Raw genomic sequence first — 14,965 nt, 5'->3', positions numbered from 1 at the left:
AGAATCCGGCCCTGCCCAGGCAGATCAACCCAGCGTGACCTCCTCCAGCGGCGGTAGATCCGCCAACGCGGCCACCTCGTGCAGATGGTGGACCCCGGCCGGCAGGTCCTCGGTCAACCCGGTGGCCCAGGCGGTCACCACCGCCGTGCCCCGGGACTGGTTGCGCCCGCGCGCCCAGCGCCGCCGCCCGGCCGAGGCCGCGACCAGCACCCACTCCTCGGAGCCGGGCAGGTGCGGTACCCGGCGCACCCCGCGCAGCACCCCGGCTCCGGGCAGGCGGGCGAGCAGGCTCAGGGCTCGGGTCGCCGCAGCCGAGTCCAGCCCGAGGTGCGTGCGCACCGGTCGCCCCAGGTCCCGGGTGAGCGTGTGCTGGTCACTGAAGTCGGCCCGGTACAGGCGCCGCCGTCCGTCGGGCATATCCAGGACGCGCCCCCGGGTGAGGTTGCGGACGGACTCTCCGGTGGCCGGGTCAGCGAAGGAGCGGCCGAGCAGGCCCAGGGACCAGGCGGTGGCCGCCGCCCCGTGTCGCTCCCCGGAGCCCAGGACCACCCCCAGCTCGATCGGCTCCCTCCCGGGCAGGTCGGCGGCGAGCAGGTTGGTCAGCCCGGGGGCCAGGCCGACACTGAGCAGGACCGGGGCGCGCGGCTCCAGCTGTTCGATGCGATTGACGTATCCGGGGGTGGCGGTGGGGTCGACGAAGGCCGCCCCCTGGCCGGTGGCGGCCGTGACCAGATCCGGGTCCTCGGCACCGGAGGCGTTGACCACCGCGTCCACTCCCTTCAGCGCTTCCTGGTAGCCGAGGAGCCCCGGCTCGGCCAGGTCGACCACCCGCTCCGCCCGCCGGGGGTCGCGTCCGGCCACCACACAGCTGTGCCCGGCCGCCCGCAGCGCAGCCACCGCCGGAGCCCCCACGGCTCCGTATCCGCCCAGCACGAGTACCCGCATCCCCGCCCACCTTTCTGTAGTGAAACTCAAATTAGATATGTGTAGTGACACTACAGTCAAGGCGTAGAATCGTGACCATGGACGCACAGCCCGCCGACGGCCGCACCGCCCGCTCCCTGGCCACCCGCGCCCGGATCGCCCGCGCCGCGACCCGCCTGTTCACCACCGACGGCTACACCGCGACCAGCATGACCAGTGTCGCCAAGGAGGCGGGGGTGGCCGCGCAGACCGTCTACAACACCTGCGGCACCAAGGCGGGGGTCCTCAAAGAGGCTTTGGACCAGGCCGTCGCCGGAGACGCCGAACCCGTCGCCACCCTGGACCGCTCCTGGGTCCGCGAGGCCCTGTCCGCCGAGGACCCCCATGAGCTGATCCGGCTCCAGGTGCAGGGCACCGCCCAGGTCATGGTCCGCGTCGCCGCCCTGATCGAGGTTCTGCGCGGCGCGGCCGCCTCCGACCCCGAACTGGCCGCGCTGTGGCGCACCAACACCGACCAGCGCCGCACCGTCCACGCGGTCTTCGCCCAAGCCCTGGCCGACCGCGGGGCCCTGCGTGCGGGCCTGGACCCGCAGGAGGCGGCCGACACCCTGCTCGGCCTGCTCAGCCCCGAGCTGTACACCCTCTACACGGCCCAGCTCGGCTGGAGCGCGCAACGTTGGACGGACTGGGCCGCGGAGGCGGTCACCCGCCAGTTCCTCGAAGGCTGAGGATGAAGGAGCCCGTCAGGCGGAGGCCATGCCCAGGCGGGCCACCAGTTCGGTCTCGGTGATGATGTCGATGCTCTGGCCCTTGGCGATGTAGGTCTCGGCCTGCTTGTGTTTGGAGGTCTTGCCGCCGTGGTCGCTGTCGCCCACGACCAGGACGTCGGTCTTCTTGGTGACGTTCTTGGCGGGCTGTCCGCCGGCCTCGGCGATGCGCTTCCACACCTCGGGCTTGTCCATCGCGCGAAGGTCACCCGAGACGCACACCGTACGGCCGTAGAGCGGACCGGCCGGATCGGCGTCGGGGGAGGGTTCGGGCAGCGGGGACTGAGCGGCGCGCTGCCAGCGCCCGTAGCGGTCCTCCGTGGCGGGGGCCGCCGGAACCACGGGGGCGGCCACCGGGACGGCGACCGGCTGGATCGCCTCCAGGCGGCCCAGGCGCAGGCCCGCGGCGCGGGAGAGCTCCGGCAGTGAGCTGGTGCCGTAGCGGAGCATGGCCGCGATCATGATGTGCGCGGCCGCCTCGGCGTCGGCATCGGCCCGGTGGTGCTGGGTGATCTGGTGGCCCACGTGCGCGCACACCGTGGGCAGGCGGTGGTCGGGCAGCTCCCAGGTGCGGCGGGACAGCGCCAGGGTACAGGCGTAGTCGAAGGCGGGCAGCGCCTGGCCAGTGTGGGCGCAGGCCTGGCGCAGCGCACCCATGTCGAAGGGGGCGTTGTGCGCCACCAGCGCACCGCCTTGGACGAAGTCCACCACCTGCTCGCGCACCTTCTCCCAGGTGGGAGCTTCGGTGACATCGGCGGCGGTGATTCCGTGCACGGCGGTGTTGTGCCGGGAGAAGAAGGACACTGGTTCCGGTGGGCGGATGAGGGTGCTGAAGCGGTCGACCACCTGCCCTTCGCTCACCCGGACCAGACCGACGGCGCACACGCTGCCGCGGTCCTGGTTGGCGGTCTCGAAGTCGATCGCGGTCCAGGTGAGGGACACCCCGGCTACCTCCGTTGTGCTGGTGCGGAACGGGTCGAGCGTACCGGTGCGCTCACACCACCGAGGTCAAAATGGGTCGAAGGAACCGATCGCGTGGTCGCGCCACTGTGTGTCACCGGCCCAGTGCTCCTCGCTGGAACTCCAGGCCAGCGTGTAGTAGTCGCCCGCGGTGACGGCGATGTTGCGCGCCAGCAGGCGCCAGGTGCCCGCGCCCCGGTCCCAGCTGAACTCCCAGTCGGCGGCGGAGGCGAAGGAGGTCTGGTCGGTGACGTCCTCCAGCTGGATCCGCTGGTATCCGGGCAGCCGATTCTCCGCGATGGAGTTGCTCTCCTGCTCCAACACGTGCGCGTACTCGTCGTCGGTGGAGTGCGGGGTGCGGTCGACCTGCAGGTAGGTGTTGCTGCTGGGGGAGTCGTAGTAGACGCTGGCGCCGTCCACGCGGCGGACCCAGCCGTCGGGTATCAGCATCGCGAACCCCTCGGGGTCCTCGGTCCAGGTCATGCCCTCGGCGACGGGTTCCTCGACCGGTTCCTCCTCCGAACCCTGCCCTGTGGCCTCCGATACGGGGGAGTGCTCAGGGGAAGGGGAGGACGAGGTGTCCGCCTGGGTCTGCGGCCCTGCCTGGTCGGTCTCCTCCCCTCCCTCAGCCCAGGGGTTGACGATGACGAGGGTGGCGGCCACCAGCAGGGCGGACAGCCCCAGGGTGAGTACCACGACCGGCCACGACAGGCGTCGGGGACGCCGTGGCTCGGTGTGGACGGCGGTGGCCCCGACGAGGGGGCCGAGGGGCGGTCCGGGGGAGGTCGTCCCCGGAGGGAGCGCTCCTGTCAGAGGGTTCATCCCGTTCTGGAGGAGCGCCCCTGTTGGAGAGGTCGCTCTTGCCGGTGCGGCGAGCGGCAGGTGCGATCCGGTCGTCTGTTCGCCCCGGGCCGCCGCGCCCAGAAGTTCCCGACAGCCTCGGGCGTCCAGGCGCTGGAGCGGGTCCTTCACCAGCATTCCGCTGATCGCCGCTCCCAGCGGCCCGGGCAGGTTCTGGGGCGGGTCGAGGCTGAGTACCGCGTGCAGGGTGGCCGGGACGCCCTCGCGTTGGAACGGGGACACTCCGGTCACCGCGTGGTACAGGGTGGCGCCCAGCGACCACAGGTCGCTGGCGGGGGTGGCCGGCTGGGAAGCGAGCCGTTCGGGGGCCACGTAGGCGGCCGAACCCATGACACCGGCGGTCTGGGTGACCGCGGCGGTGTCGACGATGGTGGCGATACCGAAGTCGGTCAGCACCACCCGCCCCGAACCGGTGACCATGACGTTCTCGGGTTTGACGTCGCGGTGGGTGATGCCCTGCTCGTGCGCGGTGGTGAGCGCGTCAAGTAGGTCCAGCCCCCAGGCCGCGGCCCGCTCGGCCGGGACCGGGCCCCGGTCGCGCATCAACCGGAGCAAGGAGTCCCCGTCGAGGAGTTCCATGACGATCCAGGGGCGGCCGTCGTCCTCGACGATGTCGTGGACCGTGACGATGTTGGGGTGCTGGCCCATCGCGGTGGCCTGTGCCTCGCGGCGGGCGCGGGCGGCCACCCGGGCACGTTCCTCCTCGTCCATGCCCGGTCCCAGGAGGATCTCCTTGACCGCCACCGTGCGGTTGAGTTGGGCGTCGTGCGCCCGCCAGACCCGGCCCATTCCTCCCCGTCCGACCTCGGAGACGAGTTCGTAGCGCTCACGCAGCGTGCGGTGGGGAAGGGCCACCTGGGGGCTCCTGAAGGGGTGGGGGCGGATGAGGGGGCAGCACGTCAACCGCGAGGGGCGGGAGATCGCGCGTCAGGGCGCCCATTCTAGGAAGGTTCGGCCATGCTGGGCACATCGGGCGGGGAGGGCGCTTCGCGGGTCCTGGGCCGGGATCAGGGTGGGTCGAAGGAGTCCAGGGCCGCCGAGCGCCAGGTGTCGTAATCGCCCCACAGGTCGGCTTCGCTGGCCCACAGCACCGTGTAGTGCTCTCCGGGGGCGACAGTGATGTTGCGACCCAGCACGTGCCGGTCGGTGCCTTCCTTGACCCAGTTGAACTCCCGGTCGGCCGCTGAGCGGAAGTCGGTATCGCCGGTGACGTCCTCCAGCTGCACGAGCTGGTAACCGGCCAGGCGGTCAGTGGTGGTGTCCGTGTGGTCCTGTTCCAGGACGTGCTGGTACTGGTCGTCGGTGGGGTGCGGGGTGGTGTCGATCTGCAGGTAGACCTTCTCCTCGTCCGCGTCGGGGAGGTTGTAGTAGATGCTGTTGTTCTCGGTGCGTCGCGACCAGCCGTTAGGCACCAGGATGGAGAAGCCCGACGGGTCCTCGGTCCAGGTCATGCCGTCCTGGGCGGGAACCTCATCCTCTTCGGCCTCCTCCGGCTCCTCCTCTTCCTGGGGTTCTTCGGCTGGCGCGGGGGCGTCCGGTTCCTCCTGCGCCGCATCCCCGCCGTCCTCGCTCCCCCCGCCTTGGACCCCGTCGCCCTCCTCCTGCGTGCCCAGGGTCACGGGGGCCCGCATGTTCCAGGGGTCGATCACCACCACCCCGGCGGTCACCAGCAGAGCGGCCAGACCCAAGGTGAGCGCGACCAACGGCCAGGACACGCCCTGGCGAGCGGGCGGCGTGCCGTACCCGGCAGGCGTCCCGCCTGCCGGTGTGCCCGGCGGGGGAACGTAGGCCCCCGGAGCCCCGGCCTGGAAGGCGGGTTGAGGGGTGGGCTGAGGTGCGGATCGGGGAGAGGGATAGGGGGTGGTCGAGGCCACGGGGGTGAGGTGTTCGGTGGGCGGCACCGGGGACTGCGCGGGCACCGCGCCGCTCATACGTGCGGTGGGCACGACGGGTACGGACCCGTCCGGGTGGACGGTGGTGGTGTCGGGGTCCTGGGTGGCCGACCGGAGCAACCAGCGGCATCCCGGCGCATCCAGACGGTGTTGCGGGTCCTTGGTCAGCAGCCCGCGCGCGGCATCGGCCAGTGACCCGGTGCCCATCAAGTCGGGCGGTTCGGCGGTGGTCACGGCGTGCAGGGTGGCCGGGAGACTCGGGCGTTGAAAGGGGGAGACGCCGGTGCGGGCGTGGAAGAGAGTGGCGCCCAGGGCCCACAGGTCGGCGGCGGGCGCGGCCGGGTTCCCGGCGAGGCGTTCGGGAGCCAGATAGGAGGGAGATCCCACCACACCCCCGGTCTGGGTGAGAGTGACGCTGTCGTCGATGGTGGCGATACCGAAGTCAGTGAGCACCACCCGCCCGGAGTCGGTGACCATGACGTTCTCGGGTTTGACGTCGCGGTGGGTGATGCCGTGCGTGTGCGCGGTCTCCAGCGCGTCGAGCAGGTCCAGCCCCCAGGAGGCGACCTCCGGAGCAGGGTGCGGGCCGTCGCGCTGGATGAGCGAGTACAGGGAGCACCCGCTGAGGTACTCCATGACGATCCAGGGGCGGCCGTCGTCCTCGACGATGTCGTGGACCGTGACGATGTTGGGGTGCTGGCCCATCGCGGTGGCCTGCGCCTCGCGGCGGGCGCGGGCGGCCACCCGGGCACGTTCCTCCTCACTCAGGCCGGGGCCCAGGAGGATCTCCTTGACCGCCACCGTGCGGTTGAGTTGGGCGTCGTGCGCCCGCCAGACCCGGCCCATACCGCCGTGGCCCAGCTCGGCGTGGAGTTGGTAGCGCCCGCACAGGGTGCGCAGAGGTTCGACCTCCATGGACGTCCTCCGAGGAGAGGGCCGCGCCGGACCGCGGTACAGCAATGCCGGTCACCGTGCGCGGGAAGCCGTGCACAGGCCGGGCACTCATTCTAGGAAGGGGAAGGTTGGAGCGGACAAAGAACAGGTCAGGAGCCAGATGACCCGGTCTACCGGAGGCGCCGCGACCGAGTCCGGCAGCGATGTCGAGAGCGGCCCCTGGATCGAGCGGAGTCGCAGTTCAGCGCGCGCCCCAGGGGAATCCCTCTGCCGGGCCCGCGCCTCACATCGGGTGCCGGACATCGTGCGAGGACACCGTGACGCCGAAGCACTCCCAGCGGTGGTCGCGTTCACGGGCGTCCTCGGACCGGCCACCGGAGGTGGAAACGCGGGCGCCGACCGGCATCCGTTCAAGTACTCCAATGCGCAGTTTGGCCCTCTTGTGGTAAAAAGTTAGGCGTGCCGAACTTTAGAGATGGGTCCTCTTCAAACACCTGGCCGAAGGTGATCCCGGCCCTCGCCCTCACCCTCGCCCTCAGCGCCTGCTCCACCTCAGCCGGACAGACCCGCGACGACGCCGACCGTGACTCCGACCGCCTCCTCGTCCTGACCACGTTTACCGTCATCGCCGACATGGCCGAGAACGTGGCCGCCGACCGCGTGGACGTCGCCTCCCTCACCAGGCCCGGCGCCGAGATCCACGGCTACGAGCCCACCCCCGACGACCTCGTCCGAGGCCAGGGCGCCGACCTCATCCTGGAGAACGGCCTGGGCCTGGAGGCCTGGTTCCAGCAGTTCACCGACCGTGTGGACGCCCCCACCGCCGTCCTGACCGACGGCATCGACACCATCCCCGTGGCCTCGGGCGGTTACGAGGGCGAACCCAACCCGCACGCCTGGATGTCCCCCGACAACGCCCTGGTCTACGTGGACAACATCCGTGACGCCCTCACCGAACTCGACCCCGAGGGCGAGGCCGAGTTCGCCGAGGCAGCCGAGGCCTACAAGGAGGACATCACCGAGGTCGGCGCCTACCTGGAGGCCGAACTCGCCGAGGTCCCCGAGCCCGCCCGCGCCCTGGTCACCTGTGAGGGCGCCTTCTCCTACCTGGCCCGCGACGCAGGGCTGACCGAGCAGTACCTGTGGCCGGTCAACGCCGAACGTGAGGGCACACCCCAGCAGATCGCCGCGGTCTCCGAGTTCGTCCGCGACAACGACGTGCCCGCCGTGTTCTGTGAGAGCACCGTCAACGACAGCGCCCAGCAGTCGGTAATTCGTGAGACCGGCGCCGCCATGGGCGAGACCCTCTACGTCGACTCCCTCTCTGAACCCGACGGCCCCGTGCCCACCTATCTGGACCTGCTCCGCCACGACGCGGAGGCCATCGTCGCCGGACTGACCGGCGCGTGAGGACCACCGGCATGACACAGGACAGCGTGTGAGGGCGCCCGACAGGAAGGGGGACCTGGCATGACAGCGGCCATCGAGGTCACCGGAGCCACCGTCCGCTACGGCGACGTGCTCGCCCTGGACGATGTCCACCTTTCCCTGGAACCCGGGCGCGTGTGCGGACTGCTCGGCATGAACGGCTCGGGCAAGTCCACCCTGTTCAAGACCGTGCTCGGCCTGGTCCCCGTCGACCACGGCCGGGTCCGGATCCTGGGCATGCCCAACACCGCCGCCCGCCGCAAGGGGCTGGTCGGCTACGTACCCCAGTCCGAACAGGTCGACTGGGCCTTCCCCGTGCGCGTGCGCGACGTGGTCATGATGGGCCGCTACGGGCACATGGGGCGCAGACGCCGCCCCCGCCCCGCCGACCGCGAGGCCGTCGAGCACGCCCTGATGCGCACCGACCTCACTGAACTGGCCGACCGGCAGATCGGCGCACTCTCCGGCGGTCAGCGCAAACGCGCCTTCGTGGCGCGCGCCATCGCCCAGGACGCCGACGTGCTCCTGCTGGACGAGCCCTTCGCGGGCGTGGACAAACGCTCCGAGGCCACCATCACCGATCTGCTCCTGCAACTGCGTCAGGCCGGGCACACCCTGCTCGTGTCCACCCACGACCTGGCCCAGGTGCCCAAGCTGTGCGACGAGGCCGTGCTGCTGCAGCGCCGGGTGATCGCGCAAGGCACACCCGAGGAGGTGCTGGAACCGGACGTGCTCCTGGAGGCGTTCGGTATCCACCCCAGTGAGGAAGGACGCTCGTGGACAGCCTGATCGCGCTCGTCGAGTGGTTCACCGTGCCCATGCAGTTCGAGTTCGTCCAGCGCGCGCTCCTGGTGAGTGTGGTCGCGGGCGTGGTCTGCGCGGTGCTCTCCTGCTGGATGACCCTGGTGGGCTGGTCGCTGATGGGTGACGCGGTCTCGCACGCGGTACTGCCCGGCGTGGTGCTCTCCTACATGTTCGGACTGCCCTTCGCCCTGGGCGCCCTGGTGTTCGGCGCCGGTTCGGTGGCGCTGATCGGGGTGGTCAACCGCACCTCCAGGGTCAAGGAGGATGCGGTGATCGGCGTGGTCTTCACCGCCATGTTCGCCCTGGGCCTGGTGATGGTCTCGCGGGTGCCCAGTCAGACCGACCTCAGCCACATCCTGTTCGGCAACGTTCTGGGGGTCTCCGACTCCGACATCCTCCAGGTGCTGATCCTGGCCGCCGTGGTGCTGGTGGTGGTCTGGTACAAGCACCGCGACCTGACCATGTACGCCTTCGACCCGGTCCACGCCCACGCCATCGGCGTCAACCCGCGCCTGCTGGAGACCCTGCTGCTGGGGCTGCTGTCAGTGACGGTGGTGGTGGCGTTGCAGGCCGTGGGCATCATCCTGGTCGTGGCCATGGTGATCATCCCGGGCGCCACCGCCTACCTGCTCACCGACCGCTTCGAGCGGATGCTGATGATCTCCGCGGCGGTCGCCTTCTTCGCCGCGGTGGCGGGGGTGTTCACCAGTTTCCACCTGAACGTGTCCACCGGTGGCTGCATCGTGCTGGCCCAGGCGTTCGCGTTCACCCTGGCCTACCTGTTCTCGCCCCACCAGGGCGTGCTCTGGAAGGGACGCGCCGCCCGGGCGCTGAGGGCCCGCGGGGGTCGCGGGACCCGCGCCATCGGCTGAGGTTGCGACCCGCGCTTGCCCAGGAAGAGGCACACGCCAGCATTTGAACAAGTTGTTTGCTTTAACTTGTTGACAACGCAGAATTGGGAATGCATTGTGGGGTCATGACGCAGACACACGATCCCTTCACCCAGCCCGACCCCGAGAAAGCCCGGCGCCAGCGCGCTCACGAGGCCCTCTTCCGCATCACCGAACGCCACGCCACCGGCGAGGCCCGCGCCCGATGGACGGAACGGCGCATGCCGATGCCCCCGCACGAGGCGATCGCCCGCGTCTGCGACCTGGCCGCGGGCAGCGCCCTGCCCGACGAGGGGGCGCCCGCCGTCGACCAGGGCGACCTGACCGCAGCGCTGACCCTGGTGCCGTGGGCCCGTGCGGAGTTCGACCAGATGGAGGCGGGCCTGCTCACCATGGCCAAGGGCCGCGGCATGACCTGGCAGGAACTCGCCTTCGGCCTGGGCCTGGGCACCGCCCAGGCCGCCCGTCAGCGCCACGAACGCCTGGTCAAACGCACCGACCACGAAAACTGACCCTGCCCCGAGGCCGGTTGGGGAGAGCAGCGCCCACCGAGGCGGAGCAAGCCAGGCCCGGTGGGCTCAGGGGACTTTGGGAGCCACCCGGCGACCACCACCCCGGCGTCAGGAAGCACACGCAGCCAGGAGCGCTAGGAGATCGACGAGCCGTCGTGCCCGAAACCCGCCACGCCTGCCCAGTCGTGCAGAGCCCAGCCCAGGCCCCACTCCGCGGCGTCCATGTTCCCATGGTCCGCCGCCCTGCCCTGGGGCTCGCGCATCGCGGCGACGGCCCGTGTGACTGCTACCTGGGTCCCGTTCCCCACACCTCAGCACAGGGTGCCAGCATGGCCGGATGGCCGATCTACTCTGGGATGACGTGAAGGACCTGTTCGACCCTCACACGATGGGCTCGTTGCCGGACCTACGGATCCCCGACACCACGGTGAACGACTGGCAGACTCTCCTCCACCTGGTCGTCGAGCGCGGATGGAGGCACCGGTACTCCGAAGGTGATGCCGTGGCGCCCCTGCCACAGGCACAGACCGTGCTGTCCCGCCCTGCTGACGCCGAGTGTCCCCGGTTACGGGTGTGGCCGAGTGACGGGGTGCTCGCGATCTTCTGCTTCTACGCTCCGGACGAAATCGACTTCGATGTGGACCTGCGTGAACTCCAGGGACAGGAGCGACTGGATGTCCTGTGCGGCTTCCTCGCAGAGATTGGGCGACGCCTGGGCAAACCTGTCCTGATGGATCCCGAAGGCGACTACGGTCATCCGGTCCTGGGGTTCGACGTTCGCGCCGACCGCGTCATCCGTCTGGCCGAACCGCAGTGACCAGACCGTCCTGTTGACCTCGCTCCTCGCAAACGAGGAGGATTCCTACCTGAGGTGCCTCCGCACGAGCTCATCCGGCAGCATCCCGCCATCTCCGGTGTGCTGGCCAGGCACGCCCACACCGGAGATGGCCGGCCAGCTCGCCGAACGCCCCGTGATCCTGGCGCCGGAATCACCTCCACGCTGAACACGCCCTGAGAGAGCGCAACCGGCCTCATCCGAACCCAGCCCCCGAGCGTGGCCTTCCACATCCTGGCCGAGGACGCCTCCCCGACCACCCACTTCCGCGCGGTGCCCTGAGCCACGCGTAGTCGCCCCGAGCGTGTCTGTAGGCTGCCCGGCAGCTGGCGCAGGGTGCGTCATCGGATCGAAAGGGACTTCATGAGTGTCGCCCCAGTCCGGATCACGGCCGAAGCAGTGGTCGACGGGGTCGCGCCCCTGGACCCGGTGGTCTCCCCGGACGGGCACTGGGTCGCCTACGCCGTCACCGCGCTGAGCGGTGACGAACCCCGGCCGACCAGCACCCTCTGGGTGGTCCCCGCGGACGGAACCAGCCCGCCGAGACAGCTGACCGACGGAACCTGTCGGGACCACCGGCCGCACTGGGCCCCGGACTCCCGGCAGCTGTACTTCCTCTCCGACCGGGCCGAGGCGGGCGAGTCGGGTGCGGCGGCCGAAGACGGCACACCCCAGCTGCACCGGATCAACGCCGACAGCTCCGGACACCGGGTACTGACCGGTGTCGACGGCGGGGTGGTGGACCACCTGCCGCTGGCCGGTCAGGCTCTGGTGGCGGTGGTGGTCTCCGATCCCGACCACCGGGGCAGCGCTCCGCGGGTGTGGGGAGAGCCCGAACCCCGCGACCGGCTGGCCCTGCTCGACACGGGCACCGCCACCCGGCCCGCCGACCAGCCGATCCCGATCACCGGCCTGGGTGAGCACCACGTCCAGGAGATATCCGCACGCCCCGACGGCCTGACGCTGGCGGTGATCACCCGCCCGAGCCCGCACCTCGACCCGGTCCACCCCCGCTGGGAGCTGCACCTGGTGGACACCGGCACCGGAAAGGTCCAGGACCTGGGAGCGCTCGGCTGGGACGCCCACTCACCCGCCTGGTGGCATGACGACCAGCGCTGGCACCTGTCCTACCTGGCGATGCAACCGGGCCCGGACGGCGGCCAGGCCGTCTTCGACCTGATACCCGACAGCGAGCAGGCGGCCCCCGCCGATCTCACCGAGGGCCTGGACCGCTGTCCCCTCGAACTCGCCCAGGTGGCGCAGGGCCCGCCGCTGGCGCTGTTCGCACACGGGCTCGACACCGAGATCCACCGCCTGGACCCCCGCACCCGAAGCTTCACCCGGCTCGCCACGGTCCCCGGCCTCCTGGAGTCCCTGACCTCGGACCACACCGGAGCCCGCGTCGCGGTTCAGGCCGCCAACGCCACCCACCCCAGGGAGGTGTACTCCGCGGACGCCGGGGACCCCGCCCGCCCTCCCACCCGGCTGACCCGGCTGCGCCCCGAATTCGAACGCTTCGACTGGGGTGCCCAGAAACGCCTGTCCTACCGGGCCCGGGACGGCCTCACCCTCGACGGGCTCCTGGTGACCCCGGTGGGAACGACCCCCGAGGACGGCCCCTTCCCCCTGGTCACCTGGGTGCACGGGGGACCCTACGGCCGTTACATGGACCAGTTCACCCTCGACCCGCACGCACCCGCCCAGTGGCTGGCCCACTTCGGGTACGCGGTGTTCCTGCCTAATCCGCGCGGCGGCGAGGGGCACGGGCAGGCCTTCGCCGAGCAGGTGGTGGGCGCGCTCGGGGCGGGGGAGTGGGACGACATCTCCGACGGCATCGACCTGCTGGTCGAGCGCGGCGTGGCCGACCCCGTCCGGCTCGGGATCGGCGGGTGGAGCCACGGCGGAACCATGGCGGCCTGGGCGGTGGGGCACACCGACCGGTTCCGCGCGGCCGTCGTGGGCGCGGGCGTCACCGACTGGGGCATGTTGGCGGCCACCGGCGAGTACGGCGCCAGCGAGGCGGGGCTCAGCGGGAGCGTCGGCTGGGAGGGCACGGGGCCGCACCCGCACGACGCGGTCAGCCCGATCTCTTTCTCCTCGCGCATGTCCACACCGGTGCTGATCGTGCACGGTGAGGAGGACACCAACGTTCCCCTGAGCCAGGCGGTGTACCTGCACCGGGCGCTGCGCCACTACGGGGTGGAGCAGGAGTTCGTGGTCTACCCGGGCGCCGGGCACGGCTTGGCCCGCCGCGACCACCAGATCGACCTGCTCGAACGCACCCGCGCCTGGTTCGACCGCTGGTTGGGGCGAGCTGACGTCAAGTAGGCCGACCCGGAGTGCATTTCGGGACCAAATGGGCAAGCGCGACTTTTTTGTTCTGTGGGCTGTTTTTCTCGTGTGCGGATTTGAGAGAAAGCCCGGCGAACTCTTGTTCGCATCGCTATTTTGGATCGCGACAAGAAAAAACCCGACCCGGTGTTGACAGCACCTGGTCGGGTTGTGGCCGACGCCTGCACAAACAGGTTTGTCGACTCTGCCACCCCCTGCGCACTCACCAGGAAGGCGACTCGTCATGGAGTCTAACGCCTCGACCCCCTCCAGCACAGCCGAAACCCCGAATCCGGCCGGGTTCTCTGCGCCCCGCAAACGCCCCCAAGGCGCGTTCAAGGGCATCGGGTTCGTTCTGGCCGCCTGGGTCCAGAAGGTTCGCCGCAAAGGTCTGCTGACCAAGTCTCGTGCCGTGGTGGCCCTGATGGCCATCGCCGACGCAGTGGACGCCGACGGGCGCTGGTGCTACTTCCTGCTGGAGAACATGGCCAACAAGCCCAGCTGCACCCTCAGCGTCAGCAGTCTCAAGCGCGCCATCAACGACCTGGTCGAAGCGGGCATCGTGCGCAAGCTCACGCGCTCGGAGACCATCGACTTCTTCGCCGAGGACATCGGGCGCGGCCGCTCCCCCTATCAGCTGCCGTGCGTGCTGGAGCTCCTCGTCCCAGCCAAGGACTACTCCGAGCGGGCGTTGGTCGAGATCAACACCTGCCGCGCCCGATTGGGGGAGGAGCCCCTCACCGCGCACAACCGACCTCCCCTGAAGCGCCGCCCGACCCCAGGTCAGGGTGAGCCCGCCCCCAGCTCAAATCGAGCTACAGACTGTTCCCCTGGGGACGTTTCTCATACTGAGGTGGATAGTTCCGTCCGTGGCACCTCAAGTACAGGAGAGCAAACTCGACAAAAGCCACGGACCGGAATCTTTAGCATCATTGATCGCATACCCAGCTCATTCCTAAGTTCCCCGGAGACAGACCGGAACCTGTTGGCGCGAGCCGTGGAGAAACTCCTACACCAAGGGCTGAGCGAGCCCGACGCGCGGGCCCTGTTCTCGGGGATGGAACGGGTGCGTCGTCCATTCCCGTTGCTGATGCGGCGCCTGTGCAGTTTGAAGAACGCACTCGATTTCCTGAACGGCGATCTGGGACGAGGCGTCCACACATCGCGTCTGAGCCCGCCCTCGGGGTCGGACTCGGACGAGGAGAAGACCTCCACCCGGTGCAAGGGGTTCCGGCTGGACAGTCTCGGGCAGGCCACAGGCACCTGCCCCGAGCACGCGACCACGCGCAACATCCCCGGTGGCCGATGCAAGATCTGCGGTGAGCTGTGCCGCTCGGAGCCCGGCCAGACCATGCCCAAGCCCCAGCAGGGAGCCGACACGCCAGCCCGGGGCGGCCCCGAGAGCGCGCCCGCGCCGGAACCTTCGGGGCCGACTCCGGGCGCGGAGGAAGACCTGGATCCGGAGCTGAAGGCACAGATGCTCGACTCCCTCAACGACGGTGGTGAGCGCGCACCCACCGCTCAGCCGGACTCCAAGAGCACGGTTCGGCCCGCCCGCGCCTCGGGACTGTCACCCAGAACCCGGGCCCTTCTCGACCAGTTGCACGAGAAGTTGACACGCTCCCGGCGGCCCGACGGCACCGACACCCCCGAAGCCGCGCTCGCACAGACCCATGCCGGTCGACCCGCCCCTCAGGCTGGTCCGTTCGCCCGGGTGGAGGCGCCGATCACCGGGAAGATTCCTCTTCCTCGCAGGCCAGAAGCGCTCTCTGCCGCCATGCGAGCCAGCAGTTGATTCCCTGGTCGAGCATCCGGGGCCAAAACGGCAGAACACAACGGGCCGCGACTCGGTTGGGAGCAGCGGCCC

Annotated in this window: 13 protein-coding genes; 8 read left to right on the top strand and 5 right to left on the bottom strand. The window is 70.2% G+C overall.

Annotation, left to right across the window (positions count from 1 at the left end; all coding sequences use genetic code 11):
- Nucleotides 1–24: 24 nt before the first annotated feature.
- Nucleotides 25–945, bottom strand: coding sequence for a saccharopine dehydrogenase family protein (locus D457_RS0108330; RefSeq protein ID WP_017580193.1), 921 nt, complete (start codon nt 943–945; stop codon nt 25–27).
- 77 nt (nt 946–1,022) lie between these two features.
- On the opposite strand from D457_RS0108330, the gene D457_RS0108325 reads away from it, so the two are divergent.
- On the top strand, nt 1,023–1,652 hold the full coding sequence (locus D457_RS0108325; RefSeq protein ID WP_017580192.1) for a TetR/AcrR family transcriptional regulator: 630 nt from the start codon (nt 1,023–1,025) through the stop codon (nt 1,650–1,652).
- A gap of 15 nt (nt 1,653–1,667) precedes the next feature.
- Here the strand turns inward: D457_RS0108325 and D457_RS0108320 are convergent, their stop codons facing one another.
- From D457_RS0108320 to D457_RS37440, 4 genes are all read right to left on the bottom strand, one after another.
- Entirely contained in the window at nt 1,668–2,633 is a 966-nt protein-coding gene (locus D457_RS0108320; protein ID WP_017580191.1) for an exonuclease domain-containing protein, read from the bottom strand.
- Nucleotides 2,634–2,699: 66 nt separating this feature from the next.
- Nucleotides 2,700–4,367: a serine/threonine-protein kinase gene (locus tag D457_RS0108315; protein ID WP_017580190.1), complete on the bottom strand. Its 1,668-nt coding sequence runs from the start codon at nt 4,365–4,367 to the stop codon at nt 2,700–2,702.
- Nucleotides 4,368–4,519: 152 nt separating this feature from the next.
- A complete protein-coding gene (locus tag D457_RS0108310; RefSeq protein WP_017580189.1) occupies nt 4,520–6,319 on the bottom strand; it encodes a serine/threonine-protein kinase in 1,800 nt (599 codons plus the stop codon).
- A 262-nt stretch (nt 6,320–6,581) separates the two neighbouring features.
- Nucleotides 6,582–6,704 (bottom strand): hypothetical protein, encoded by a 123-nt coding sequence (locus tag D457_RS37440; protein WP_017580188.1) that lies wholly within the window; start codon nt 6,702–6,704, stop codon nt 6,582–6,584.
- A 53-nt stretch (nt 6,705–6,757) separates the two neighbouring features.
- On the opposite strand from D457_RS37440, the gene D457_RS0108300 reads away from it, so the two are divergent.
- From D457_RS0108300 to D457_RS32120, 7 genes are all read left to right on the top strand, one after another.
- Nucleotides 6,758–7,708, top strand: a complete 951-nt coding sequence (locus D457_RS0108300; RefSeq protein ID WP_039831094.1) for a metal ABC transporter substrate-binding protein — start codon at nt 6,758–6,760, stop codon at nt 7,706–7,708.
- A 60-nt stretch (nt 7,709–7,768) separates the two neighbouring features.
- Complete coding sequence (locus tag D457_RS0108295) at nt 7,769–8,515, top strand: metal ABC transporter ATP-binding protein (RefSeq protein WP_017580186.1); 747 nt, start codon at nt 7,769–7,771, stop codon at nt 8,513–8,515.
- Complete coding sequence (locus D457_RS0108290; RefSeq protein WP_017580185.1) at nt 8,503–9,402, top strand: metal ABC transporter permease; 900 nt, start codon at nt 8,503–8,505, stop codon at nt 9,400–9,402. The genes D457_RS0108295 and D457_RS0108290 overlap by 13 nt, the downstream gene beginning before the upstream one ends.
- 104 nt (nt 9,403–9,506) lie before the next feature.
- On the top strand, nt 9,507–9,932 hold the full coding sequence (locus D457_RS0108285; RefSeq protein ID WP_017580184.1) for a hypothetical protein: 426 nt from the start codon (nt 9,507–9,509) through the stop codon (nt 9,930–9,932).
- Nucleotides 9,933–10,269: 337 nt separating this feature from the next.
- Nucleotides 10,270–10,749, top strand: coding sequence for a hypothetical protein (locus D457_RS0108275; RefSeq protein WP_017580182.1), 480 nt, complete (start codon nt 10,270–10,272; stop codon nt 10,747–10,749).
- A 381-nt stretch (nt 10,750–11,130) separates the two neighbouring features.
- Complete coding sequence (locus D457_RS0108270; protein WP_017580181.1) at nt 11,131–13,095, top strand: S9 family peptidase; 1,965 nt, start codon at nt 11,131–11,133, stop codon at nt 13,093–13,095.
- A gap of 247 nt (nt 13,096–13,342) precedes the next feature.
- Nucleotides 13,343–14,893, top strand: a complete 1,551-nt coding sequence (locus D457_RS32120; RefSeq protein ID WP_239646043.1) for a hypothetical protein — start codon at nt 13,343–13,345, stop codon at nt 14,891–14,893.
- Nucleotides 14,894–14,965 lie beyond the last annotated feature (72 nt).

It is taken from the genome of Nocardiopsis valliformis DSM 45023, from assembly GCF_000340985.1.
GTDB classification, from domain to species: Bacteria; Actinomycetota; Actinomycetes; order Streptosporangiales; family Streptosporangiaceae; genus Nocardiopsis; species Nocardiopsis exhalans.
Note: the sequence above shows the minus strand (reverse complement) of the source record. Positions and strands in the feature narration are given on the sequence as shown.